The organism is Nocardioides zeicaulis (genome assembly GCF_042432345.1).
Lineage (GTDB): Bacteria > Actinomycetota > Actinomycetes > Propionibacteriales > Nocardioidaceae > Nocardioides > Nocardioides zeicaulis.
On the sequence record NZ_JBHLXH010000001.1, the window covers coordinates 2500655 to 2523336 of the forward strand.

Below are 22682 nucleotides of genomic sequence, written 5' to 3' on the forward strand. Positions count from 1 at the left end.
ATGACCGACCAGCGACCGGCCGAGGACGAGCACTACGTCGTCGGCGTCGACTACGGCACCCTGTCCGGGCGCGCCGTGGTGGTCCGCGTGTCCGACGGCGCCGAGCTCGGCGCGGCGGTCCACCCCTACCCCCACGCCGTCATCGAGCGGGCGCTGCCTGCCGACCTGGCCGGCGAGGAGCGCCCCCTGCCCCCGGAGTGGGCGCTGCAGGTCCCCGAGGACTACCGCGAGGTGCTGCGCGTCGCGGTGCCCGGGGCGCTCGCGGCGGCCGGCGTCGACCCGGCCCGCGTCATCGGGATCGCCACCGACTTCACCGCCTGCACGATGGTGCCGACGCTGGCCGACGGCACGCCCCTCAACGAGGTCGACGGTCTCGCCGACCGCCCGCACGCCTACGTGAAGCTGTGGAAGCACCACGCCGCGCAGCCGCACGCCGACCGGATCAACGACCTCGCCCGCGTCCGCGGTGAGGCCTGGCTGCCGCGCTACGGCGGGCTCATCTCCTCGGAGTGGGAGTTCGCCAAGGGGCTGCAGCTGTTCGAGGAGGACCACGAGCTCTACGAGCGGATGGAGCACTGGGTCGAGGCGGCCGACTGGATCGTGTGGCAGCTGTGCGGGACCTACGTCCGCAATGCCTGCACGGCCGGCTACAAGGGCCAGCTCCAGGTGCTCGACGGCGGGGAGGCGACCTACCCGTCGCCGGAGTTCCTCACCGCGCTCTCGCCCGGCTTCGGCGACTTCGTCACCGACAAGCTCGAGCACCGCATCGGCGCGCTCGGGGCCCGTGCCGGCACGCTGACCGCACAGGCCGCCGCGTGGACCGGGCTGCCCGAGGGCATCGCGGTCGCGGTCGGCAACGTCGACGCCCACGTCACCGCGCCCGCCGCGCAGGCGGTCGGCTCGGGACAGATGGTGGCCATCATGGGCACCTCGACCTGCCACGTGATGAACGCCGAGGTGCTCCGCGAGGTGCCCGGCATGTGCGGCGTGGTCGACGGCGGCATCGTCGACGGGCTCTGGGGCTACGAGGCCGGGCAGAGCGGCGTCGGCGACATCTTCGGCTGGTTCGTCGAGCACGGCGTGCCGGCCTACGTCCGCGACGCCGCCGCCGAGGCGGGGGAGTCGGTGCACGAGCACCTGACCCGGCTGGCCGCGCAGCAGGAGGTCGGCGAGCACGGCCTGGTAGCGCTCGACTGGCACTCCGGCAACCGGTCGGTGCTCGTCGACCACGAGCTGTCGGGGCTGGTCGTCGGCCAGACCCTCGCCACCCGGCCCGAGGACGTCTACCGCGCGCTGCTGGAGGCGACCGCCTTCGGCACCCGCGTGATCGTGGAGACCTTCCGCGACAGCGGCGTCCCGGTCGAGGAGTTCATCGTGGCCGGCGGTCTCGCGAAGAACGCGCTCCTGATGCAGGTCTACGCCGACGTCACGCGGCTGCCGCTGTCCATCATCGACTCCGAGCAGGGCCCGGCCCTCGGCTCGGCGATCCACGCGGCCGTCGCCGCCGGCGCCTACGACGACGTGCCCGCCGCCGCCAAGCAGATGGGCAAGGTGCGGCGCCACGTCTACCTGCCCGACGAGGACCGCGCGACGGCGTACGACGCGCTCTTCGAGCACTACGTCGCGCTGCACGACCACTTCGGCCGCGCCACCTCGACGATGCGGCGGCTCAAGGCGATCCGTCGCGACGCCGTCGCCCGCCGCTCCCGCACCGCCCGCACAGAAGGAAGCCCCTCATGAGCATGACCTCCGCACCCGTTCCCGAGGTCTGGTTCCTCACCGGCAGCCAGGGGCTCTACGGCCCCGAGACGCTCGACCAGGTGGCGGCCCAGTCGCAGGCGATCGCCGCGCGGCTAGCCGACGTCGGTGACCTCCCCGTCGAGGTGGTGTGGAAGCCGGTGCTGCTCGACGCGGCCTCGATCCACCGCCAGATGCTCGACGCGAACTCCGACCCCGCGTGCGTCGGGGTGGTCGCCTGGATGCACACGTTCTCACCGGCGAAGATGTGGATCGCGGGCCTCGACGCGCTGCGCAAGCCGCTGCTGCACCTGCACACGCAGGCGGGCATGGAGCTGCCGTGGTCGACCATCGACATGGACTTCATGAACCTCAACCAGGCCGCGCACGGCGACCGGGAGTTCGGCTACATCCAGTCCCGGCTCGGGGTCGCCCGCAAGACCGTCGCCGGTCACGTCGAGTCGCCCGCCGTGGCGCAGCGCGTCGCGCTCTGGGCGCGCGCCGCGCTCGGCCGCCACGAGCTCTCGCACCTCAGGCTGGCGCGCTTCGGCGACAACATGCGCGACGTCGCGGTCACCGAGGGCGACAAGGTCGAGGCCCAGCTGCGGTTCGGCGTCTCGGTCAACACCTACGGCGTCAACGACCTCGTCGCCGTCGTGGACCAAGTGGCCGACGCCGACGTCGACAAGCTCGTGCAGGAGTACGCCGACACCTACGCCGTCGCTCCCGAGCTGCTGCCCGGCGCGGAGCGGGAGGACTCGCTGCGCGTGGGCGCGCGGATCGAGCTCGGGCTGCGGGCCTTCCTCACCGCGGGCGGGTTCGGGGCGTTCACCACGAACTTCGAGGACCTCGGCGGGCTGCGCCAGCTGCCGGGCCTCGCGGTCCAGCGGCTGATGGCCGACGGCTACGGCTTCGGCGGCGAGGGGGACTGGAAGACCTCGGTGCTGCTGCGGGCGGCCAAGACGATGGCCGTCGGGCTGCCGGGCGGAACGTCGTTCATGGAGGACTACACCTACCACCTGGTCCCGGGGGAGGAGAAGATCCTCGGCGCCCACATGCTCGAGGTCTGCCCGACCATCACCACGCAGCGGCCCTCGCTCGAGGTGCACCCGCTGTCGATCGGCGGCCGGGAGGACCCGGTGCGGCTGCGCTTCACCGCCGACCCCGGTCCGGCCGTGGTCGCCGGGCTGTCCGACCTCGGCGACCGGTTCCGGCTGACCGTCAACGAGATCGACGTCGTGGAGCCCGACGCCGACCTGCCGCTGCTGCCGGTCGCGTGCGCGGTCTGGCAGCCCCACCCGTCGCTCTCGACGTCGGCGGAGGCGTGGCTGATGGCCGGAGCGCCGCACCACACCGTGCTGTCGAAGGCGATCGGCACCGAGGTGCTGGAGGACTTCGCCGAGATGACCGGCACCGAGCTCGTCGTCATCGACGCCGACACGACCCCGCGCGCGTTCCGGCGCGAGCTGCGGTGGAACGCGGCGTACCACCGGCTCGCGGAGCGTCTGTGATGGCCCGCCCCGCCGGACGGTCCGGCCTGGTGGACCCCGACCTCGCCCGCGAGGTGCTCCGGGCCAACCTCGTCATCCCGCGCGAGGGCCTGGCCACCCTGACCTGGGGCAACGTCAGCGGCCTGGACCGCGCGCGCGGCATCTACCTCATCAAGCCCTCCGGCGTGCCCTACGACGAGCTCGCCGTCGAGCACCTGGTGCCGGTCGAGGTCGAGACCGGGCGCGTGCTCGCCGGTGACCTCCGACCCTCGACCGACAGCGAGACCCACCGGCTGCTCTACCTCTCCGACCCCGGGCTCGGTGGGGTCGCGCACACCCACTCGACCTACGCCGTGTCGTTCGCGCAGGCGGGGCGTGCGGTCCCGATGCTCGGCACCACCCACGCCGACACGTTCAACGGTCCCGTGCCCCTGACCCGCGAGCTCACGGCCGCGGAGTGCGCCACCGACTACGAGCTCAACACCGGCCGGGTGCTGGTCGAGGCGATGCGAGCGGGACGCGGTCCGCTCGACGTGCCGGGCGCGCTCGTGGCCGGGCACGGCCCGTTCACCTGGGGCACCGACGCCGGCACGGCCGTCGAGCACTCCGTGGTGCTGGAGGCGGTCGCGGAGATGGCGCTGCACACGCTCGCGCTCAACCCCGCCGCTGCGTCGCCCGACCACCTCTTCGAGCGCCACTTCACCCGCAAGCACGGGCCGGGCGCGTACTACGGCAACCCGGACCGAGAGGTGGCTGGTGCCGGTGCCTAGGCTCGACGGCATGGAGACGCGACCCTTCCCCCGCACCCCGTTCACCGCCTCCGTGGTGGGCCTCGGCACGTGGCAGCTCGGCGCCGACTGGGGCGACGTCAGCGAGGACGACGCGCGCGCCGTCCTCGAGGCCTCGCTCGAGGCGGGCGTCACGTTCTACGACACCGCCGACGTCTACGGCGACGGCCGCAGCGAGACGGTCGTCGGCCGCTTCCTCGCAGACCACCCCGACGCCGGGATCACCGTCGCCACCAAGATGGGGCGACGAGCCGACCAGGTCCCCGAGAACTACGTCGAGGCCCACTTCCGCGACTGGCTCGACCGCTCGCGCCGCAACCTCGGCGTGGACACGATCGACCTGGTCCAGCTGCACTGCCCGCCGAGCGAGGTGATCGACGACGACGCGACCTACGACGTCCTCGACCGGCTCGTCGACGAGGGCGTCATCGCCTCCTACGGCGTGAGCGTGGAGACCTGCGCCCAGGCGCTGAGCGCGATCACCCGGCCCCACCTCGCGAGCGTCCAGATCATCCTCAACGCCTTCCGGACGAAGCCGCTCGACGAGGTGCTGCCCGCAGCCGAGGCCGCCGGGGTGGGCATCATCGCCCGCGTCCCGCTCGCCTCGGGCCTGCTGTCGGGCAAGTACGACCTCGACACGACCTTCGCGGCCGACGACCACCGCACCTACAACCGCGACGGCTCGGCCTTCGACGTCGGCGAGACGTTCTCGGGGGTGGACTACGCGACCGGCGTGGAGGCGGCCCGGGAGTTCTCCGCGCTCGTCGCCTCCGAGCTCGGCCCGGACGTGACGCCGGCCCAGGCGGCGATCGCGTGGATCTGGCAGCAGCCGGGCGTCACGACGGTCATCCCCGGCGCGCGCAACACCGACCAGGCCACCACCAACGCCGCGGCCGGCGCGGTGGGCACGCTCCCGCAGTCGTTCCTCGACGGGGTGCGCGACCTCTACGACCGCCGGATCCGCGCGCAGGTCCACGGTCGCTGGTAGTCGCCTACGGTGACCCCATGGACCTCCAGCGCCTCGTCGTCGCCGCCGAGGGCGCCTGGGAGGGACGGCCGGGTCGGCGTGGGCGACCGCCCGCGCACTTCCGGATCGAGACCTACCTCGCGCACGGCGGGCCCCAGGGCACCGTCGTGCGCGGGCGGGTGCTCGACAACCCGCTGGAGCGCGAGGCCGAGGAGGACGAGGGCGCACGGGCGGCCGCGCGCCGCACGCTCGGCACGTTCCTGACCAACGAGCTGCCCGACGTCCCGCTGCGGGTCACGGTCGCCGGGACCACCGTGGAGACGCGGACCGACCGCGACGGCTACTTCGTGGTGCGGGTCCCGACCGACCCGGCAGCGCTGGTGAGCCCGTGGACCGACGGCACGATCGAGCTCGCCGAGGCCTACCGCGGGATCGAGCCGCCGCGCAGCGCGCCCGTGCGGGTGCGCGTGCCCGACGCGTCCGCGCGGTTCGGCGTCGTCACCGACATCGACGACACGATCCTCGTGACCGGCGTGCAGCGGGTGCGGCAGATGCTCGTGCAGACCTTCACCGGCTCCGCGCTGACCCGGATGCCGTTCCCCGGCGCCGTCGCGCTCTACCGCGACCTCGCCGCCGGGGTGAACCCGGTCTTCTACGTCTCCTCCAGCCCGTGGAACCTCCACTCGTTCCTGCTGGGGTTCCTGCGCCACCGCGGCTTCCCGCTCGGGCCGGTCCTGCTGCGCGACCTGCTCGGCACCCGCGCCGGGCGCGAGCAGAAGCACCAGCGGATCCGCGAGGTGCTCGCGATGCACCCCGACCTGTCGTTCGTGCTGCTCGGCGACTCCGGCGAGAACGACCCCCGCGTGTACGCCGACATCGTGCGCGAGCACCCCGGCCGGATCCTCGCCGTCTACATCCGCGAGGTGCGCCTCGACCCCGGCGACGGCCGGGTCGAGCAGGTGTCGGACGCCTGGGACCACGACGTCCCGTTCGTGCTCGCCGCCGACTCCGACGCGATGCGCGCCCACGCGGCGGGGCTCGGTCTGCTCTGACCCGTCGGCCCGGCTACCGTTCGCCGGTGAGCACCACCATCCTCGTCGAGCACCCGTGGCTCACGACCGTGGCTCTCGCGGCGCTGGTGGTCCTCGGTCCCGTGGTCGGCCACCTGCTCGTCGCTCGTCCCCGCCTCAGCGGGTGGCTGGGCGTGGCAGCGCTCCTGCCCATCGCCGTGCTGACGCTGGCGCCGACGAGCCGGTCGCTCGCGGTCGGGTGCGCCATCGAGTGGAGCCTCCCGACGCTCGGCGCCGTCGAGCTGATGGCCAACGTGGTGCTCTTCGTGCCCGCGGTCCTCCTCCTCGCGGTGGCGACCGGGCGTCCCGTGCTCGTGCTCCTTGCCGCGAGCCTGGCCTCAGGGCTGGTCGAGCTGGTCCAGGCGCTCGTCCCCGCGCTCGGTCGCTCGTGCTCGACGAACGACTGGCTCTCCAACACGCTCGGCGCGGCGCTGGGGGCTGCCCTCGCAACCCTCGCCCTCGCGGTCGCCCGGAGGTCGGCCCGGGACCCGCTGGGGGGTCGGAGATGACCAGGTCGTGTCGGTGCGCAGTCCGTACGTCGTCACCGGTGGGACGTGCTGCTCAGGGCCGATCGGCGGTTCCGGGAAGGACGCTGCGCGCGGCATCCACCGCCCTGGCCAGCAGCGGGCGCTCGTCGCTGTCGCCTCCGTCGGCCCACTTCGGGTCCTGGGGGAGCGGACCCATCGGGTCGGCCTCCTCGGGCGGGGCAGTCCGCTCGGCCAACGCGCGCGCGAACGCCTCCTCGATGCCGACCGTCTCGTGGCCCTCGGGCAGCAAGGCGGCCACGAAGGCGTCGTCGGCGGCCACCATGTCGTGGTGCAGGCTCTCCACGAGGGCCTCGACGGTGGGGCGGGGGACGTCGGTCAGCCCGGCGACGAGGGTGCCGACCAGGGCGGTGGGCAGCAGCGGCACCTGGACCTGGGGGCGTTCGAGTCCCGCGTGGGCGGTGAAGGCGTCGAGCAGCGCCCCGTAGCGCATCCGGTCGGGTCCACCGATGTCGAAGTGACGCGAAGGACCCTCGTAGTCGAGCGCGCCGACCAGCGCCTCCAACGCGTCGACCACCGCGATGGGTTGCACCTCCGAGTCCATCCACGTCGGGATGGTGTGGACGGGGAGTCGCTCGCTGACCTGGCGGGCGATCTCGAACGACGTGGAGCCACTGCCGATCAGCACGGCCGCGCGCAGGGCGACCACCGTGGCCGGGGTGTCGGTGAGGATGCGCTCGACGTCGCGGCGCGAGGTGATGTGCTCGGACAGCTCCGCGTCGGGGACGTCGGGGACCATGCCCGAGAGGTAGACGACGCGGTCGATGCCGTGCGCGCGGATCGCGTCCGCGAAGTGCGTGGCTGCCCGGCGGTCGGTCTCGGCGAAGTCCTCCCCGCCCATGCCGTGGATCAGGTACACGATGGCGTCCACCCCGGCGCACGCGGCATGCACGTCGTCGGCGTCGAGGGCGTCCATCACGACGGTCTCGGTGCGGTCCGACCACCACGGCTGCTCGCGATCGGGGCTGCTCGTCGTCGTCCGGACCCGGTGGCCGCGATCCAGCAGCGTCGGCACCAGCCGGCTGCCGACGTACCCGGTGGAGCCGGTCACCAGCACAAGAGTCATGAGGTCATCCTGCCCGCAGCACCCACAGGGCCCGGGCGAACGTCACCGTCGGCTCGACTCGACGCTCTCCGTGGGACGGGCGGTACCCGACGTCCAGCGGAACTGGTCGAGGAGGTCTCGCAGCAGGGGCACCTGCTCGACGACGAGCAGGGCGCCGACTCCCAGCGCGGTCCCGACGACGTTGAAGGCGAGGTCGTTCAGGTCGGCGATGTGCCCACCGCCCAACGTGCGCGCCGTGACGTACTGCGTCAGCTCGATGCCCAGGCTCACCGCAGCTCCCGCGGCCAGCACCCGCGTCCACCTCGAGGCCGGCGAGGCCAGCGCGATCAGGATCCCGAGCGGGACGAAGACACCGACGTTCATGACCGCGTCCGCGACCTCGTACCCCACCAGCGGTGTGAGGTTCACCTGCTCGTCCCACGCGGCGCCGCTCGCCGGCTTGTCGAGGAAGAGCGGGAAGACCGTGTTGGCCACCACCCCTGCGGCGTACACGCTCAACGCGACCGCCACGGCGCCCCGCGCCGCCGACAGCAGCCGGCGGTCGCGCAGGCGCCACAGCAACAGGGCCAGGACGACGGCGGCGAGCGGGACGACGACCGGCAGGACCGGGACTCGGGCGAACAACGGGGACTGCTCCGCATCTTCTCGACAGCGTTGGACAGGCGGGACGCACCCGCGTCGGCCACCGGGAACACGATGGTCCCGCACCACGCCGGGCGCCTCCGCCTCAGGTACCGCTCCGCACGTCCTCAGGATGAGACGAACCGCAGGTGTGCGCGGCGTCTGGGATCCGCTCCTCGGCAGGTACGCACACGCACCGCGGCGGACCCAGACGCTCGTCATGGCGCTGGCAGAGCTGCCGGCGTGCGCACGTGCGGCGGTCCTGGCCTGTCCGGCAGCCGGGGCGGGGCAACATCCGCCGCACCTGCGTGCTCACCGGCTTTTTCCTCGACGCGCACGACCCATCGGCCGGGGCGCCGGGTTGCTGACCCGTTCGGCTACTCCCAGGCGGAGGAGCCCGCGCTGGTGCAGGCCTGACGAAGCGCGTCGAAGGCCTGGTCCATCGCCTGCTGGAGCTCCGGCCTCGGTCTGTCCCGGCCGTCCAGCGCGATCGCGTCGGCTGCCTCGGCCATCGGGCGGAGCACCTCTGCGGCACTCGGCTCCGCGACGTCCATCATCCCGTGCAGCTCGGACGCGAGGCTGCGGTTCTGGTCGACGGCGGTCAGGGAGCCCGAGCGGAAGGCGTCCTGCGCGTGGTCGCACAGCTGGACGACGTTGGCCGCGACGGCGGTCGCAGTGGGAGCCGGCGAGGTGCTCGCCGAGGTCGTCCCGGACGACGGAGCCGGGTCACCAGGAACGTCGTCCTGACCGCAACCAGCCAGGGCCAGCACGATCAGGGCGACGCCGAGGACGACCGAGGGGAACCGCAGCCTGGTGCTCACGGTGGCGACCCTAGGGCACCAGACGCCGCTCCGCTCAGGTCCAGTAGAGCTCGACGCCGTCGGTGATGGCGTCGGTCATGGCGGCGCCTTGTCCGGGGGTCAGCCTGGTGGTGCCGCGGTGGTCGACGAGGAGGGTCTGGCCGTGGGCGGTGGTCACACGTGCAGATGCGACAGGTCGGCATCCGGGCCCGCGGGCGGGGTACCGGGACGCATGGACACCCAGAGCCAGTTCGAGACGATCCACGACGGCGACCTCGGCGCCCCGGTCCTCGACGTCGTGCAGGAGGCGGTGGACGCCGCCTCGATCACCTACGCCCGGACGCCCGGGACCGACGTGGAGCAGACCCTGCGTGCCGAGCTCAGGAGCCGCGGCGTCCGGGCGCGATCGGAGGCCACGGTGCACGCGCTCGCCGACCGGATCCGCGCCGGTGGCGAGGTCAGCGTCGGGCACCACGACGGCTCGGTCGGCCTTCGCGACCCCGACACCACCGTGGCGGCGGCCGACCTGCCGCCCGGTGCGGTGCGCCGCGTCGGGTCGTGGGCGGTCGGCAACCGCGACGGCGAGCTGTTCGCGGTCTCGCGGAGGTGCCGGCACCAGCTGGCGGACCTGTCCGAGGGCACGATCGACGCCGACGGCTGCCTGGTCTGCCCGTGGCACCAGGCGCGCTACGACGTCACCAACGGCGAGATGGTCACCGGCCCGCGGGGCTTCTTCGGCTACCACGGACCGACCCCCGGGTACACCGAGCTCGTCCGCGGCTACGCGCGCGTCCTCCGCCTCCGGGTGGCCGACGTCGTGCGCCGTGGGGCCGACCTCGTCGTCGTGCGCCGCGGCTGAGGCGGGGCGTCAGGTCCCGCAGAAGGTGCGGTAGCGGCCGAAGGAGTCCGGTGCGGGCTCGGCGTACCGCTCCTGCCCGGGCCGCGACTCGAACGGCGAGGTGACCGCCTCCAGGAGCCGCTCGAACGGACCCAGGTCACCTGCCGTGGCCGCGTCGAGCGCCTCCTCGACGAGGTGGTTGCGAGGCACGTGGACGGGGTTGACCGCGTCCATCGCGGACGGGTCGGGCGACAGCGCGAGCCACCGCGTCGTCCAGGCGTCGATGCCGGCGAGGTCGAGGAACAGGCCCCGGGACGGCTCGGCGTCCCCGCGTGCCGCGTGGGCGAGGTGGCGGAAGAACGACGTGTGGTCCACGTGGTCGGCGGCCATCAGCGCCACGAGTTCGGTGGTCAGCGACGTCGCCGTGGCGTCGTCGACGTCGGCGGGCAGACCGAGCTTGGCCCGCATCCCGCGCGACCAGGCCGCGGAGTAGAGGTCGGGGAAGGCGTTGATCGAGCGGGTCGCCACGGCGACCGCCTCCTCCTCGCTGTCGGCGAGCAGGGGCAGCAGCGCCTCGGCCAGGCGCGCCAGGTTCCACTGGAGCACGAGCGGCTGGTTGCCGTAGGCGTAGCGGCCGTCGGTGTCGATGCTGCTGTAGACGGTGGCCGGGTCGAACGCCTCCATGAACGCGCACGGGCCGTAGTCGATCGTCTCGCCCGAGATGGTCGTGTTGTCGGTGTTCATCACCCCGTGCACGAAGCCGACGAGCATCCACTGCGCGACCAGCGAGGCCTGCGCCGCGACGACCGCGTCGAGCAGCGCGAGGTGCGGGTGCTCCGCGGAGGCGGCGTCGGGGTGGTGGCGCTCGATCGCGTGGTCGGCGAGCCGGCGCAGCAGGTCGAGGTCGCCGGTGGACCGGGCGTACTGGAAGGTGCCGACGCGCAGGTGGCTGCTCGCCACCCGGGCCAGCACCGCCCCGGGCAGGACGGTCTCGCGCTGGACCGCGCGGCCGGTGGCCACGACGCCGAGCGCGCGTGTGGTCGGGATGCCGAGGGCGTGCGTCGACGCGCTGACCACGTGCTCGCGCAGCATCGGCCCGACCGCCGCCCAGCCGTCACCGCCGCGGGAGAACGGCGTACGGCCGGACCCCTTGAGGTGCAGGTCGCGCACCCGGCCGTCCCGGTCGGCGAGCTCGCCGAGCAGCAGGGCGCGCCCGTCGCCGAGGCGAGGGCTGTAGCCGCCGAACTGGTGGCCGGCGTAGGCCTGCGCGCACGGCTCGGCTCCCTCGGGGAGGGCGGTGCCGGTCAGCAGCCCGATGCCGTCAGGGGTGCGCAGCCAGTCGGGGTCGAGGCCCAGCGACTCGGCCAGCGCCTCGTCGAGCGAGAGCAGGTGCGGCTCGGGCGTCTCCGCGGCCTGCCACGGCACCGCCAGCTCCGGCAGCTCGCGCGCGAAGCGGTGACCGAGCACGGGCAGGGTGGGCGTCGCGGCGCGGGAGTGGCTCACCCCTTCGACGATACGCCGGGGGAACAGGCCGTGGCGCTCGCGCAGGCACCGTCGTAGGGTCGGCCCATGGCCGACGACGTGGACCCGGGCGAGGTCGCCGGGACGGACATCTTCGACAGGGCGGACGGGCCGCAGCTGGTGTGCCGCGTGTGCGGCTCCCTGGTCTCCGCGCAGGACGACTACCGCCTCGCGCACGTCGACTGGCACGAGGCGTCCAACGGGGCGTGAGCCCGTCCTCAGGCGCCCTGGCCGAGCGGCTCGATCCTCCCGGCCCTGACCAGCTCCTCCAGGGCCACGCGGCACCCGGACTGCCACTGCCCCGAGCCGTCGTCGAACGACACCACCGCTTCGCCGTCGCAGCGCGTCGTCGACTCCTCGTGGTGGGAGCAGCGTCCGTCGGCGCCGGGCGATCCCGGTGCGTGCAGCGCGGGGTCGAAGACCTGGGACGGTGACGGGTGGGCTGCCATCACCACACCCTCCCACCCGCCGGGCCCGGTCTCCAGCGCCCGAGGGGTGGTGCCTTCACCACCGGGGGAGGGCCCGCTCGCTAGTGTGAGCGTTCACATGCTCGTCGCGACCGACCCGGAGGCTGACGCGTGACCCCTGAGGACCAGGTCCTGACCATCGGCCGCGCCCCCGGCCCCGTCGTGGAGGTGCTGACGCTCGGGGCGACGGTGCACCGCCTGGTCGTCGAGTGCGGCGACGGCGAGCGGCGCAACGTCGTCCTCGGGCACCCCGACCTCGCCGAGCGACGGGCCAGCGACGCCTACCTCGGCGGCACGATCGGCAGGTACGCCAACCGCATCGCGGCCGGCCGGTTCACCCTCGACGGCCGCGAGGTGCAGGTGGGCACCCACGACCGCGGCAACAGCCTGCACGGCGGCCCGGACGGCTTCGACGCGCGCGTGTGGGACGTCGTGTCGCACACCCCCGACGAGGTGGTGCTGTCGCTGGTCAGCCCCGACGGCGACCAGGGGTTCCCGGGCGAGGTCACCGCCACCGTGCGTTACCGCGCGGGCGCCGAGGTGGTGAGCGTGGAGATGGAGGCGACGACCGACGCCCCCACCGTCGTCAACCTCACCAACCACACCTACTTCCAGCTCGACGGTGAGGGTGCCGGGACGGTCGACGACCACCTGCTGACCGTCGAGGCCGATGCGTACACACCCGTCGACGCCACCGGCATCCCGCTGGGCGACCACGCACCCGTCGACGGCACCCCGTTCGACCTCCGCATCCCGACGCGCATCGGCGGCGCCGTGCGTAGCGACCACCCGCAGGTCGTCGGGTCACGCGGCATCGACCACGACTTCGTCGTGCGGGGCAGCGGCCTGCGGCCCGCGGCCGTGCTCGCCTCGCCTCGCACCCGCACGTGCGTCGAGCTGTGGACCGACCAGCCGGGCGTGCAGGTCTACACCGGCAACTTCCTCGACGGCTCGCGCCTCGGCACCAGCGGCGGGAGGTACCGCCAGGGTGACGGGGTCGCGCTCGAGCCGCAGCTCCATCCCGACTCGCCGAACCGGCCGGGGTGGCCGTCGGCGGTGCTCCGCCCCGGGGAGACCTACCGGGCCCGGATGGAGTGGCGCTTCGGCACCAGCCCGGCCGAGCCGGGGGAGGAGGCGTGAGCGGCGTGCGCACCAACTGGGCCGGCAACATCGCCTACAGCACCGGCGACGTGCGGGTCCCGGCCTCGCTGGAGGAGCTGCAGGAGGTCGTCGCGGGCGCGACGCGGGTGCGGGCCGCCGGGTCCGGCCACTCCTTCAACGACCTCGTCGACACCGACGGCACCCTCGTGTCCACGCGTGGCCTGCCGCGTGAGGTGGAGGTCGACGCCGAGGCGCGCGAGGCGGTGGTCGGCGCGGGGATGACCTACGCCGAGGTCGGCCCGCTCCTGCACGCGCAGGGCTGGGCGCTGCCCAACACCGGCTCGCTGCCGCACATCAGCGTCGGCGGGGCGACGGCCACCGGCACCCACGGGTCGGGCGTCGGCAACGGCTGCCTGGCCACGTCGGTCAGCGGCGTGGAGCTCGTCATGGCCGACGGCGAGGTGCTGCGGCTGCGCGCGGGCGACGACGACCTCCGCGGTGCCGCGCTGGCCCTCGGGAGCCTCGGCGTGGTGTCCCGGGTCTGGCTGCGGCTCGAGCCGACCTACGACGTCGCGCAGGACGTGCTGCTCGACGTCCCCACGAGCGTGGTCGCCGAGGACGGGGTGGCGCTGATGTCGTCGGCCCACAGCATCAGCCTGTTCACCACCTTCGGCACGCCCGGCCGGCTCGACTCGGTCTGGCGCAAGGCGCGGGTCGACCGGCCCGCGACCGGCACCTGGGGCGGCCGGGTGGCGACGGTGCCGGTGCACCCGATCCCGCGGCTGCCCGCCGACGCCGCCACGCCGCAGCTCGGCGTGCCGGGCCCGTGGCACGAGCGGCTGCCCCACTTCCGCGCCGACCACGTGCCCAGCGTCGGCGACGAGCTGCAGAGCGAGATGTTCGTCGCGCTGGAGGACCTGTCGCGGGCCTGGCCCGCGGTGGAGGCGGTGGCTCCGCGGCTGGCCGGGGCGCTCCAGGTCATGGAGGTCCGCACGATCGCGGCCGACGACCTGTGGCTGAGCCCGTTCCGCGACCGCGCGTCCGTGGCCTTCCACGTGACCTGGGTGAGCGACCTCGACGTCGTACGCCCCGCGCTGGCGGCCCTGGAGGCCGCGCTGGCCCCGTTCGACCCCCGCCCGCACTGGGCCAAGGTGTCCTCGGGCCCGGACCGGGAGCGGTTCGTCGAGGCGAGTCCGGGGGTCCGCGACTTCCGCGCGCTGGCCGACCGGCTCGACCCCGACCGGTGCTTCGTGAACCCGTTCGTCGAGCGGCTCGGGGTGCGCTGAGGTCAGCCGGCCAGGCGGTTCAGGACCGTCGTCATGTCGTCCTCGGTGTCGTTGCCGACCTTCTCGAACACGACCTTCATGACCGGGTCGGCGAGCTTGGCCGCGCCCTTCATCTCGATGTGCGCCTCGTAGGTCACCCGGCTGCCCGCGCCGTCGGGGTTCGGGACGACGGTGATGGTGTCGGTGGAGGTCGCCGTGTCGTTGCGGCCGACCAGCACGATGGTGTCGGCGCTCAGCTGCTCGAGCGTGTAGGTCAGCTCGGTGCTCACCCCCCCGATCTTCGAGGTGTTGTGCCAGGTCGACCCGACGACGACCGGGCCGGAGTCGTTGCGGGTGCACGACACCGTGCCGGGGTCCCACTCCTCGGCGTTCGAGAAGTCCTTGAGGTAGTCGAGGACGACGGCAGGGTCGGGGCGGACGTCGAAGGTGCGGCTCACGGTGGTCATGCGCTCGACAGTAGCCTCGGGCCCATGGCACCCCGCACCGCGACGAACGCCGATGTCGGCCTCGACGAGCTCCTCGAATTCGTGCGCCCGCGCCACCACATGGTGCTGATGACGCGCCGGAAGGACGGCTCCCCGCAGGCGTCGCCGGTCAGCGGCGGCGTCGACGACAGCGGCCGCATCGTGATCGCCACCTACCCGCAGCGCGCGAAGACCAGGAACGCGCGCACGCGGCCCGACGTCTCGGTGCTCGTGCTCTCCGACGACTGGGACGACGCCTGGGTGCAGGTCGACGGGACGTGCGAGGTGCTGGACGCCGTCGACGGCGACGAGGCGCTCGACGCCTTCGTCGAGTACTTCCGGAACATCGCCGGCGAGCACTCGGACTGGGAGGAGTACCGCGCCGCCATGGTGAAGCAGGGCAAGTCGCTGCTGCGGGTCACGCCCACCCGCTGGAGCACGGTGTCGACCGGTGGCTTCCCGCCCGAGCTCGCCTGACCGCGTGACGACGTCTCCCCGCCGGCTGGTCCAGCTGGTCGTCGGGTGCGTGGTGCTTGGCGTCGGCGTCTCGATGCTGCTCACCGCCGACCTCGGCTCCGACGGCTACTCCACCCTCGTCAACGGCATCGCGCTGAGCACCGGCACCGGCTTCCTGCTGTGCAACACCCTCGTCAGCCTCGCCTTCCTCGCGCTGGCCGCGACCCGGCGGGTCCTGCCCGGCGTCGGCACGGTCGTGCAGGTGGTCGTCGTCGGCGTCACCGTCGACCTGCTGCTCCGGGTGCTGGAGCCGCCGGACGGACTGGCGTGGCGCGCCGTGCTCCTGGTGGCGGCGTTCCCCGTGCTGGCGGCCGGCATCGCGGCCTATCTCGGGAGCCACACCGGCGCCGGACCGGCCGAGGCCGCCGCGCTCGCGTGGGACCCGCCGCTGCCCTTCCGCTGGAGCTACAGCGCCGTGCAGGGCGGGGGCGCGCTCGTGGGGTGGCTGCTCGGGGCCACCGTCGGCGTCGGGACGATCGCGGTGATCGTCGCGCTCGGGCCGTGCGTCGACCTCGCCAGCAGGGCGCTGCGGGTCGACGTGCACCAGGGCTAGGCGGTCGCGACCGCCGGCGCCGTCTCGTCGCCCACCAGCGCCTCGACCGCGACCATCAGCGCCGTGAGGTTGAACGGCTTGCGCAGGAAGTGGGGCTGGATGTCCGCGACCTCGGCGTCCGTGCCCATCTGGTGGTCGCCCGACATCAGCAGCGCCTTGGTGCGGGGGGTGCGCTGGCGCAGCGCGTGCAGCACCTCGGCCCCCGTGGCGTGCGGCATGTGCTGGTCGACCACGAGCAGGTCGAAGTGCTCCGCTGTCAGGAAGGCGATCGCCTCCGCGCCGTCGCGAGCCGTGCTCACGTCGTGCCCGGCACGCGCGAGGACGAAGCTCACGAACTCGCGGATGTCGTCGTCGTCGTCGGTGACGAGGATGCGCGTCATGCCGCCATTGTGGGTGCCCGCGGGCGCGCGTGGTGCTGGGGAGCGTATGCGTCTGCTCAAGAACTGCCGCAGAACCAAGGCACTGCCCGCGGGAGACGAAGGTCTCCCATGGGCACGGAACAGGCTTCCCGAGGCGCCGGTTGGGCCGGAGGTACACCCCGCACACCCCGGCACCACAGAGGAGCACCACCATGCGCAGCGTCGGACACGACACCTTCGGAGCACCCGAGCAGGTCCTCACCACCCGTGAGGTCCCCACCCCGGAGGCGGGCGCCGGGCAGGTGCTGGTGCGCACGATCCTCTCCCCGATCCACAACCACGACCTGGTGACGGTGACCGGCAGCTACGGTGTGCGCCCGTCCCTCCCGGCCGTGGGGGGCACCGAGGCCGTCGGCGTCGTCGAGGCCGTCGGAGAGGGCGTCGACGAGGCCCTCCTGGGCCGGCGCGTGTCCGTCGCCGGCACGCCCGGCACCTGGGCCGAGCACTTCGTCGCCGACGCGGCCGCGCTGGTGCCGGTGCCCGACGCGATGTCCGACGAGGCGGCCGCCCAGCTGATCGCCATGCCGTTCAGCGCGATCAGCCTGGTGGAGTTCCTCGACGTCGAGCCCGGTGACTGGATCGTGCAGACCGCCGCCAACGGAGCGGTGGGCAAGGTCGTCGCGGTGCTCGCCGAGGCCCGCGGCCTCCACCTGGTCAACCTCGTGCGCCGCAGCGAGGCGGTCGCCGAGCTCGCCGCGCTCGGCCTCGACAACGTCGTCGCCACCGACACCGAGGACTGGGTGGAGCAGGCCCGGGCGCTCATCGGCGAGGGCGGCGCACGCGCCGCGATCGACTCGGTGGGCGGCGACGTCGCGGGCGGGCTCGCCGAGCTGCTCGGCGAGGAGGGCCTGCTGGTCACCTTCGGTGCCGCGAGCAACCAGCCCCTCGTGCTCAGCAGCGGACCGGTCATCTTCAAGCACCTCACCGTCAAGGGCTTCTGGGGCGCCAGGGTCAGCAGCCGGATGTCGGCCGACGACCGCACGCGGCTGTTCGGCGAGCTCATCGGCCTCGTGCTCGACGGCTCCCTGTCGCTGACCCCCGGCGGCACCTACGGCCTCGACGACCCGGCCGGTGCCGTCACGGCCTCGCAGTCCGCGGGCCGCGCGGGCAAGATCCTGTTCCGTCCCTGAGGCCCTGACGAACGGGTGAGTCGCGCATCACGTACCGAGCGGTAACAAACGCCGGACGGGGTCGGGCGGGCGCTCCTAGCCTGCTCGCATGCGTGCCTTCCTCCTCCTGGTGCTCCTGCTCGTCCCGACCGTCTCGGCGTGCTCCGACGGAGGCGCGGCGTCCCCGGCCACGGCCGTGGACGCCGCCCACCAGGAGGACGAGGGGACGGCGGCCTGGCGGGCCGCCGTCGCCGCCGAGCTCGGCACCGACACCTTCGACCTCGCCGCCCTCCAGGCCGCGGCGGGCGTGGACTGCCAGCGCACCGACGCCGGGGCGTGGACCGTGCAGCTCGCCCTGAGCGGTGACACCGCCACCTCGGCGGTCACCCGCATCGGCCTCGAGCACGCGTGCCCCGACGTGGTGGCGGCGTTCGACGCGGGCGTCGCCGCCGTCGAGGCCGCCCCGGACCCGCTCGCGCTCGTGTGCGCGCCGGGCGTCGAGATCCCGGCGGAGGCCGAGATGCAGGTCGACCTGGTCTGCGCTCGACGCTGAGGGTCAGCTGTCGGGCCGGTCGACCGCTGGGTCGTTCGCGGGGTCGTTCACCGGGTCGGTGTCGGGGCTGGTCTGCGGGTCGCCCTGGGTGCCGGGCTGTGGCGTGGACGTGCTCATGGTTCCTCCTCCTCAGCCGCGGAGCGGGCTCTGGTCGATGCGTGCCACGAGGTCGCGGGGGTCGTCGAAGACCCACGAGGCGCCGGCCGAGGTGAGCCGCTCGGCCCCCACGCCACCGCTGCGCAGGCCGATGCAGCGGGCGCCGGCGGCCTCCGCGGCGAGGGCGTCCCACACCGCGTCGCCCACGACGATCGCCGTGCCGCCGCCGGCGCGCCGGACGGCCTCCTGCACGCTCTCGGGGCCGGGCTTGCTGGCGACGTCGTCCGAGCCGGTGATAACGGTGCCGATCCGACCCCGGGAGTCGACGAGCTCGAGCAGGTCGTCGACCAGGTCGGCCTCCGACGAGCTCGACAGCGCGACGCGGTGGCCGCGGTCGGCGATCGCGGTGACCAGCTCGGCGGCGCCGTCGAGGGCGTAGATGCTGCGCAGCGCCGCGCGGAAGTGCTTGTCGTGCAGCGCGCGGACGTCGTCGCCGACCGCAGCCTCCGCGCTCGCCCCGGCCACGTGCGCCACGAGCCGGTCACCGCCCATCCCGATCGCCTCGTGGATGCGCAGGGCGCCCACCGGGCGCCCGACGTCGCGGAAGGCGCACTGCCACGCCACGACGTGGTGGTAGACGGAGTCCACGAGAGTGCCGTCGAGGTCGAGGACGACGACGGGGAGCTCGCGCTGGGGGGTGCTCTCGGACGTGGGGCTGCTCACGCGGAGCCGTACCCCCGTCCCGAACCGGGCATGCGCCCGCCCTGCTGGGTGTGGTGACCCGGCAGGGCGCGGAGGACCATCGAGGGCGACGGCGGGACCACACGGGGCCGCCGACGACGATCTACCGACAGGACCGCCATGGAGCTGCTGCCCCAGAGCAAGGAGGCCCTGGACGAGTACGTCACGCTCTCGGTCGAGGACGTGGAGGGACTGCTGCGGGTCATCGAGGGATGGGCCGTGCGGAGCGTCCCTGAGTGCGTCGCGCTGAGCGTCACGCTGCTCGACGAGGACCTCACCTTCACCCTGGTCGACGACCCGGCCCGCACAGCGACCCGCGCGTCAGCGGCCGCACCCGCGAGCGCCGCCGAGCCGGAGGCGCCGGCGTACGCGCTCGACGAGGGCGAGTGGGCCGACATGGCGCGCGAGCGCGCCTTCGAGGGCATCCAGAGCACGGTGTCGCTCCCGGTGGTGCAGCAGGGACGGGCCGTGCTCACCATCGACCTCTACGCCTCGACCGCGCACGCCTTCCACGACCGCATCGACGGGCTCGTCTCGGCGCTGGGCGCCTGGCAGGCCGGCGCCGTGACCAACGCCGACCTCGGCTTCGAGACGCTCCGGCGCGCCGAGGAGGCGCCCGAGCGGTTGCGCGAGCAGCGCATCGTCGACGTCGCGACCGGGCTGCTCGCGGCGCGGACGGACGTCTCCACGCCGGAGGCGCACGACGCCCTGGTGCGGGCCGCGGAGGCCGCCGAGGTCTCCGAGGTGCAGGCCGCGAAGGTGACGAGGTCGATCCTGTCCTGAGGCCGGTCCTGACACCTGTCCAACCCCTGTCCGCCCTCTGTCCGAGGTTTGTCCAAAGTTTGTCCGGGGTTGGGCGCATACGGGGTCACCCTGCGGGGTACCACCGCGTCATGGAACGACAGACCCCGACCGCACTCCGCCACATCAAGGTGGCCGTCCTCGACGAGAGCGAGCTCGTCGTGCACGGCATGCGTGCCATGCTCGAGCCGCACTCCGCGGTCATCTCGGTGGTGCCCCACCGCATGGACGCCCCGAGCCCGATCTGCGACCTCACCCTCTACGAGCCCTCCGCCCATCGCGGCTCCCCGGGCGGGCGCGGCATCCCGCAGCGCTTCCCGAGCCGCATGGTCGCCTTCGGCTGGGACTGCAGCCCCGAGTCCGTCTCCACCGAGATGGCCCGCGGTGCCGCGGGATTCGTCAGCAAGGCGCTGCCGGCTCGACGCCTGGTCCGCGACCTGCTCCAGATCGCCGACGGACGGATCCTCGTCGACACCGGCGCCGTGGCGCCGCGCACCGGACGGCGCGCCCCCGACGAGTGGCCGCTCACCCCCCGCGAGACCGAGGTGCTCGGCATGATCGCCTCCGGCCGCTCCAACCAGGACATCGTCGAGGCGACCAACCTCAGCATCAACTCGGTGAAGTCCTACATCCGTGGCGCCTACTCCAAGATCGGCGTCACCTCCCGCTCGCAGGCGGTGCTCTGGGCCGTCCAGCACGGCCTGCTCCTGTCGCAGCACGAGGCGACGCCCTCGGCCGCGAGCATCCCCTCCCGCGTGCCGCCGCAGGCCCGCGTCGCCCCGCAGTCGCGGATGGCGCCGGCCCGGGTCGCCCCGGCCCGGCGAGTCCCCGCCTGAGCTGTCCTCCCGGTCAGGAGCCGGGCGCGTCGTACGCCTCCTCGGGGGTGGCCTCGTGCCCGGTCCTGCCGTGGGTGCGCCGCAGCTGCTTCATCTCCGCCTCGAAGACGTGGCGGCGACCGCCGACGAGCTCGTCGAGCGCTCGCTGCTCGAGGCCCTTGGTGCGGGCGTAGAAGGTGTCGTCGAACGCCTCCACCATCTGGAAGGACCACATCCCCGGCAGGGGGTTCTGGCCCAGCACGTCCCGGTCGAAGTCGTCGGCCAGGGCGTCGTGGCCGGCCTCGCGGAGCATCTTCGTGGCCTCCTCGAGGGTGGTCTCGGCGCTACCCATGAGGCGGTGGAAGGCATACATGTGGCCGCGGGCGTCCTCGACGTGGTCGAGGGCCGCGGAGAGCTTGCCGAGCGCCTCGACGGTCGCGTCGCTCACGCCCTCGGGGCGCTGGTGCTCGGGATCGGGTGCAGTGTCAGTCATGGCGGCGTGGTTCCCACCGGCGGCGCGAGCCATGCGCGCCCACCCGCAGGGACGGGCGCGTGCGACGCAGGCGCATGCGGACGGCACGCCGGGGGCACTGGGCCCGGCATGAAGGCAGTCACCTGGCAGGGACGTCACGACATGCAGGTCGTGGAGGTCCCCGACCCTCAGATCGAGGAGCGCACCGACGTCGTCGTGGAGATCACCTCCACCGGCCTGTGCGGCTCCGACCTCCACCTCTACGACCCGCTCACGCCGTTCATGACCCCCGGCGACATCGTCGGTCACGAGCCGATGGGCGTGGTGCGCGAGGTCGGCTCGGCCGTGACCACCCTGGAGCCCGGCGACCGGGTGGTCGTGCCGTTCAACATCAGCTGCGGCACCTGCTGGACCTGCTCGCGCGGGCTCTACAGCCAGTGCGAGACCACGCAGAACCACGACTACGGCACCGGCGCGAGCCTGTTCGGCTACAGCAAGCTCTACGGACAGGTCCCCGGCGGCCAGGCAGAGATGCTGCGGGTGCCCTTCGGTGACACGCTCCCGATCAAGATCCCCGACGGCCCGCCCGACGACCGCTTCCTCTTCCTCTCCGACGTGCTGCCCACCGCCTGGCAGGCGGTCGAGTACGCCGCCGTGGAGGAGGGCGGCACGCTGCTCGTCCTCGGCGCCGGGCCGATCGGCGACATGGCCACCCGCATCGCGCGCCACCGCGGGCTCGACGTGATCACGGTCGACGCCGTGCACGAGCGCCTCGCCCGGGCCCACGCCGCGGGCGCCGACACCATCGACTTCTCGCAGGTCGACGACGTGGCCGAGCGGGTGCGCGAGCTCACCGACGGCCGCGGCGCCGACGCGGTCGTCGACGCGGTCGGCATGGAGGCCCACGGCTCGCCGATCGCCCAGGCCGCGCAGAAGGCGGTCGGCCTGCTGCCGAAGAAGGCGCAGGAGAAGCTGATGCTGCGGGCCGGCTCCGACCGGCTCGCGGCCCTGATGACGGCGATCGACGCGGTGCGCCGCGGCGGCACGATCAGCATCTCCGGCGTCTACGGCGGAGCGACCGACCCGCTGCCGATGTTCCAGCTGTTCGACAAGCAGATCCAGCTGCGCATGGGCCAGGCCAACGTGCGGCGCTGGAGCGACGACATCCTCACGCTGCTGCAGCAGGACGAGGACGTCCTCGGCGTCGAGACCTTCGCCACCCACCACCTCCCGCTCGAGGAGGCGCCCGAGGCCTACAAGCGCTTCCGCGACAAGCAGGACGGCATGGTCAAGGTCGTGTTCACCCCGTGAGGCTGCCGAAGCCCCGCGGGGCGATGAGCGAGTGGGTCGTGGCCCGGCTCTCCACCAACAGCGACGCCGACACGGGCCCGATGCCGGCCGCCGCCGACTCCGTCGACGACGAGGCGATCGCGCTCTGGACCCTCCACGAGCTGTCCTACCACGGGTTCGAGGACGCCGACCCCGTCGCGGAGTGGGCCCCGGGGCCCCTGGTGGTGCGTCAGCAGCTCGAGGCGTCCCTCGAGCGCAGGCTGCGCGAGCGCTGGCTCGCCGCCGATCACGTCGTCGACCCCGAGCACGACGTGCCGACGGCGCTCGAGGCGCTGGTCGCCGCCGACGACGGTCCGTCCCTCGCCGACCACGTCCGGCGACACGCCGACCGTGACGAGGTGCTCGAGCTCCTCCGGCAGCGCTCGGTCTACCACCTCAAGGAGTCCGATCCCTCCGCGTGGGTCGTGCCGCGGCTGCCGGTGCGCGCCAAGGCCGCGCTCATGGAGCTGCTCTTCGACGAGTACGGCGACGGCGACCCGAACCGGCTGCACCACCA

Annotated in this window: 28 protein-coding genes; 18 read left to right on the top strand and 10 right to left on the bottom strand. The window is 73.5% G+C overall.

Features of this window, described 5'->3' with window-relative positions:
* The 6 genes from araB to ACFFJG_RS12260 are packed head-to-tail and all read left to right on the top strand — an operon-like array spanning window position 1 to window position 6561.
* Entirely contained in the window at window positions 1-1740 is a 1740-nt protein-coding gene (gene araB, locus ACFFJG_RS12235) for a ribulokinase (RefSeq protein ID WP_378519006.1), read from the top strand.
* On the top strand, window positions 1737-3248 hold the full coding sequence (gene araA / locus ACFFJG_RS12240) for an L-arabinose isomerase (protein WP_446686226.1): 1512 nt from the start codon (window positions 1737-1739) through the stop codon (window positions 3246-3248). The genes araB and araA overlap by 4 nt, the downstream gene beginning before the upstream one ends.
* Window positions 3248-3997 carry an L-ribulose-5-phosphate 4-epimerase AraD gene (gene araD, locus ACFFJG_RS12245; protein ID WP_378519007.1) on the top strand — a complete coding sequence of 250 codons (750 nt, stop codon included), beginning with the start codon at window positions 3248-3250 and terminating at the stop codon, window positions 3995-3997. Before araA ends, araD begins: the two co-directional genes overlap by 1 nt.
* Window positions 3998-4007: 10 nt before the next feature.
* A complete protein-coding gene (locus tag ACFFJG_RS12250) occupies window positions 4008-5003 on the top strand; it encodes an aldo/keto reductase (protein ID WP_378519008.1) in 996 nt (331 codons plus the stop codon).
* A 17-nt stretch (window positions 5004-5020) separates the two neighbouring features.
* Window positions 5021-6034 (top strand): App1 family protein phosphatidate phosphatase, encoded by a 1014-nt coding sequence (locus ACFFJG_RS12255; RefSeq protein ID WP_378519009.1) that lies wholly within the window; start codon window positions 5021-5023, stop codon window positions 6032-6034.
* A gap of 26 nt (window positions 6035-6060) precedes the next feature.
* Window positions 6061-6561: a VanZ family protein gene (locus tag ACFFJG_RS12260; protein ID WP_378519010.1), complete on the top strand. Its 501-nt coding sequence runs from the start codon at window positions 6061-6063 to the stop codon at window positions 6559-6561.
* Window positions 6562-6613: 52 nt separating this feature from the next.
* Here the strand turns inward: ACFFJG_RS12260 and ACFFJG_RS12265 are convergent, their stop codons facing one another.
* From ACFFJG_RS12265 to ACFFJG_RS12280, 4 genes are all read right to left on the bottom strand, one after another.
* On the bottom strand, window positions 6614-7663 hold the full coding sequence (locus ACFFJG_RS12265) for an NAD(P)H-binding protein (protein WP_378519011.1): 1050 nt from the start codon (window positions 7661-7663) through the stop codon (window positions 6614-6616).
* 42 nt (window positions 7664-7705) lie between these two features.
* Window positions 7706-8287 (bottom strand): VanZ family protein, encoded by a 582-nt coding sequence (locus tag ACFFJG_RS12270; protein ID WP_378519012.1) that lies wholly within the window; start codon window positions 8285-8287, stop codon window positions 7706-7708.
* 374 nt (window positions 8288-8661) lie between these two features.
* Window positions 8662-9105 (bottom strand): hypothetical protein, encoded by a 444-nt coding sequence (locus ACFFJG_RS12275; protein ID WP_378519013.1) that lies wholly within the window; start codon window positions 9103-9105, stop codon window positions 8662-8664.
* Window positions 9106-9139: 34 nt separating this feature from the next.
* Entirely contained in the window at window positions 9140-9262 is a 123-nt protein-coding gene (locus ACFFJG_RS12280; RefSeq protein WP_378519014.1) for a hypothetical protein, read from the bottom strand.
* Between the two features lie 54 nt (window positions 9263-9316).
* Between ACFFJG_RS12280 and ACFFJG_RS12285 the strand changes: the two genes are divergently transcribed.
* Entirely contained in the window at window positions 9317-9943 is a 627-nt protein-coding gene (locus ACFFJG_RS12285) for a Rieske (2Fe-2S) protein (RefSeq protein WP_378519015.1), read from the top strand.
* Between the two features lie 9 nt (window positions 9944-9952).
* Here the strand turns inward: ACFFJG_RS12285 and ACFFJG_RS12290 are convergent, their stop codons facing one another.
* The gene (locus tag ACFFJG_RS12290; protein ID WP_378519016.1) at window positions 9953-11425 is read right to left on the bottom strand and encodes a protein adenylyltransferase SelO; all 1473 of its coding nucleotides are present in this window, start codon (window positions 11423-11425) and stop codon (window positions 9953-9955) included.
* A 66-nt stretch (window positions 11426-11491) separates the two neighbouring features.
* Between ACFFJG_RS12290 and ACFFJG_RS12295 the strand changes: the two genes are divergently transcribed.
* Entirely contained in the window at window positions 11492-11653 is a 162-nt protein-coding gene (locus ACFFJG_RS12295) for a hypothetical protein (RefSeq protein WP_378519017.1), read from the top strand.
* Between the two features lie 8 nt (window positions 11654-11661).
* Here ACFFJG_RS12295 and ACFFJG_RS12300 read toward each other — a convergent pair whose 3' ends face one another.
* Window positions 11662-11892, bottom strand: coding sequence for a hypothetical protein (locus ACFFJG_RS12300; RefSeq protein WP_378519018.1), 231 nt, complete (start codon window positions 11890-11892; stop codon window positions 11662-11664).
* Between the two features lie 129 nt (window positions 11893-12021).
* Between ACFFJG_RS12300 and ACFFJG_RS12305 the strand changes: the two genes are divergently transcribed.
* Together ACFFJG_RS12305 and ACFFJG_RS12310 are read left to right on the top strand one after the other, a co-directional pair.
* Window positions 12022-13050: an aldose epimerase family protein gene (locus ACFFJG_RS12305; protein ID WP_378519019.1), complete on the top strand. Its 1029-nt coding sequence runs from the start codon at window positions 12022-12024 to the stop codon at window positions 13048-13050.
* A complete protein-coding gene (locus ACFFJG_RS12310) occupies window positions 13047-14297 on the top strand; it encodes an FAD-binding protein (RefSeq protein WP_378519020.1) in 1251 nt (416 codons plus the stop codon). The genes ACFFJG_RS12305 and ACFFJG_RS12310 overlap by 4 nt, the downstream gene beginning before the upstream one ends.
* Window positions 14298-14299: 2 nt before the next feature.
* Here the strand turns inward: ACFFJG_RS12310 and ACFFJG_RS12315 are convergent, their stop codons facing one another.
* Window positions 14300-14743, bottom strand: a complete 444-nt coding sequence (locus ACFFJG_RS12315) for an SRPBCC family protein (RefSeq protein ID WP_378519021.1) — start codon at window positions 14741-14743, stop codon at window positions 14300-14302.
* Window positions 14744-14767: 24 nt separating this feature from the next.
* On the opposite strand from ACFFJG_RS12315, the gene ACFFJG_RS12320 reads away from it, so the two are divergent.
* Together ACFFJG_RS12320 and ACFFJG_RS12325 are read left to right on the top strand one after the other, a co-directional pair.
* On the top strand, window positions 14768-15238 hold the full coding sequence (locus tag ACFFJG_RS12320; protein WP_378519022.1) for a PPOX class F420-dependent oxidoreductase: 471 nt from the start codon (window positions 14768-14770) through the stop codon (window positions 15236-15238).
* A 4-nt stretch (window positions 15239-15242) separates the two neighbouring features.
* Window positions 15243-15830, top strand: coding sequence for a DUF6198 family protein (locus ACFFJG_RS12325; protein ID WP_378519023.1), 588 nt, complete (start codon window positions 15243-15245; stop codon window positions 15828-15830).
* Here the strand turns inward: ACFFJG_RS12325 and ACFFJG_RS12330 are convergent.
* A complete protein-coding gene (locus ACFFJG_RS12330) occupies window positions 15827-16210 on the bottom strand; it encodes a response regulator (RefSeq protein WP_378519024.1) in 384 nt (127 codons plus the stop codon). The genes ACFFJG_RS12325 and ACFFJG_RS12330 overlap by 4 nt on opposite strands.
* 191 nt (window positions 16211-16401) lie before the next feature.
* Between ACFFJG_RS12330 and ACFFJG_RS12335 the strand changes: the two genes are divergently transcribed.
* Window positions 16402-17379: a zinc-binding dehydrogenase gene (locus ACFFJG_RS12335; protein WP_378519025.1), complete on the top strand. Its 978-nt coding sequence runs from the start codon at window positions 16402-16404 to the stop codon at window positions 17377-17379.
* A gap of 88 nt (window positions 17380-17467) precedes the next feature.
* The gene (locus ACFFJG_RS12340) at window positions 17468-17911 is read left to right on the top strand and encodes a hypothetical protein (protein WP_378519026.1); all 444 of its coding nucleotides are present in this window, start codon (window positions 17468-17470) and stop codon (window positions 17909-17911) included.
* Between the two features lie 129 nt (window positions 17912-18040).
* Here the strand turns inward: ACFFJG_RS12340 and ACFFJG_RS12345 are convergent, their stop codons facing one another.
* On the bottom strand, window positions 18041-18730 hold the full coding sequence (locus tag ACFFJG_RS12345; protein WP_378519027.1) for an HAD family hydrolase: 690 nt from the start codon (window positions 18728-18730) through the stop codon (window positions 18041-18043).
* Between the two features lie 138 nt (window positions 18731-18868).
* On the opposite strand from ACFFJG_RS12345, the gene ACFFJG_RS12350 reads away from it, so the two are divergent.
* Together ACFFJG_RS12350 and ACFFJG_RS12355 are read left to right on the top strand one after the other, a co-directional pair.
* On the top strand, window positions 18869-19531 hold the full coding sequence (locus ACFFJG_RS12350) for an ANTAR domain-containing protein (protein ID WP_378519028.1): 663 nt from the start codon (window positions 18869-18871) through the stop codon (window positions 19529-19531).
* A gap of 110 nt (window positions 19532-19641) precedes the next feature.
* The gene (locus tag ACFFJG_RS12355; RefSeq protein WP_378519029.1) at window positions 19642-20385 is read left to right on the top strand and encodes a helix-turn-helix transcriptional regulator; all 744 of its coding nucleotides are present in this window, start codon (window positions 19642-19644) and stop codon (window positions 20383-20385) included.
* A gap of 13 nt (window positions 20386-20398) precedes the next feature.
* Here the strand turns inward: ACFFJG_RS12355 and ACFFJG_RS12360 are convergent, their stop codons facing one another.
* Window positions 20399-20857: a hypothetical protein gene (locus ACFFJG_RS12360; RefSeq protein WP_378519030.1), complete on the bottom strand. Its 459-nt coding sequence runs from the start codon at window positions 20855-20857 to the stop codon at window positions 20399-20401.
* A gap of 108 nt (window positions 20858-20965) precedes the next feature.
* Between ACFFJG_RS12360 and ACFFJG_RS12365 the strand changes: the two genes are divergently transcribed.
* Window positions 20966-22147, top strand: a complete 1182-nt coding sequence (locus ACFFJG_RS12365; protein WP_378519031.1) for a zinc-dependent alcohol dehydrogenase — start codon at window positions 20966-20968, stop codon at window positions 22145-22147.
* On the top strand, window positions 22144-22682 hold a 539-nt coding region (locus ACFFJG_RS12370; RefSeq protein ID WP_378519488.1), incomplete at its 3' end, for an iron-containing redox enzyme family protein. The genes ACFFJG_RS12365 and ACFFJG_RS12370, both read left to right, overlap by 4 nt.

Bases quoted from the DNA above. Each gene is read 5' to 3' on its own strand.
- araB (WP_378519006.1), top strand. From the start codon at position 1: ATGACCGACCAGCGACCGGCCGAGGACGAGCACTACGTCGTCGGCGTC.
- araA (WP_446686226.1), top strand. From the start codon at position 1,737: ATGAGCATGACCTCCGCACCCGTTCCCGAGGTCTGGTTCCTCACCGGC.
- araD (WP_378519007.1), top strand. From the start codon at position 3,248: ATGGCCCGCCCCGCCGGACGGTCCGGCCTGGTGGACCCCGACCTCGCC.
- ACFFJG_RS12250 (WP_378519008.1), top strand. From the start codon at position 4,008: ATGGAGACGCGACCCTTCCCCCGCACCCCGTTCACCGCCTCCGTGGTG.
- ACFFJG_RS12255 (WP_378519009.1), top strand. From the start codon at position 5,021: ATGGACCTCCAGCGCCTCGTCGTCGCCGCCGAGGGCGCCTGGGAGGGA.
- ACFFJG_RS12265 (WP_378519011.1), bottom strand. From the start codon at position 7,663: ATGACTCTTGTGCTGGTGACCGGCTCCACCGGGTACGTCGGCAGCCGG.
- ACFFJG_RS12285 (WP_378519015.1), top strand. From the start codon at position 9,317: ATGGACACCCAGAGCCAGTTCGAGACGATCCACGACGGCGACCTCGGC.
- ACFFJG_RS12295 (WP_378519017.1), top strand. From the start codon at position 11,492: ATGGCCGACGACGTGGACCCGGGCGAGGTCGCCGGGACGGACATCTTC.
- ACFFJG_RS12300 (WP_378519018.1), bottom strand. From the start codon at position 11,892: ATGGCAGCCCACCCGTCACCGTCCCAGGTCTTCGACCCCGCGCTGCAC.
- ACFFJG_RS12315 (WP_378519021.1), bottom strand. From the start codon at position 14,743: ATGACCACCGTGAGCCGCACCTTCGACGTCCGCCCCGACCCTGCCGTC.
- ACFFJG_RS12320 (WP_378519022.1), top strand. From the start codon at position 14,768: ATGGCACCCCGCACCGCGACGAACGCCGATGTCGGCCTCGACGAGCTC.
- ACFFJG_RS12330 (WP_378519024.1), bottom strand. From the start codon at position 16,210: ATGACGCGCATCCTCGTCACCGACGACGACGACGACATCCGCGAGTTC.
- ACFFJG_RS12335 (WP_378519025.1), top strand. From the start codon at position 16,402: ATGCGCAGCGTCGGACACGACACCTTCGGAGCACCCGAGCAGGTCCTC.
- ACFFJG_RS12340 (WP_378519026.1), top strand. From the start codon at position 17,468: ATGCGTGCCTTCCTCCTCCTGGTGCTCCTGCTCGTCCCGACCGTCTCG.
- ACFFJG_RS12350 (WP_378519028.1), top strand. From the start codon at position 18,869: ATGGAGCTGCTGCCCCAGAGCAAGGAGGCCCTGGACGAGTACGTCACG.
- ACFFJG_RS12355 (WP_378519029.1), top strand. From the start codon at position 19,642: ATGGAACGACAGACCCCGACCGCACTCCGCCACATCAAGGTGGCCGTC.
- ACFFJG_RS12360 (WP_378519030.1), bottom strand. From the start codon at position 20,857: ATGACTGACACTGCACCCGATCCCGAGCACCAGCGCCCCGAGGGCGTG.
- ACFFJG_RS12365 (WP_378519031.1), top strand. From the start codon at position 20,966: ATGAAGGCAGTCACCTGGCAGGGACGTCACGACATGCAGGTCGTGGAG.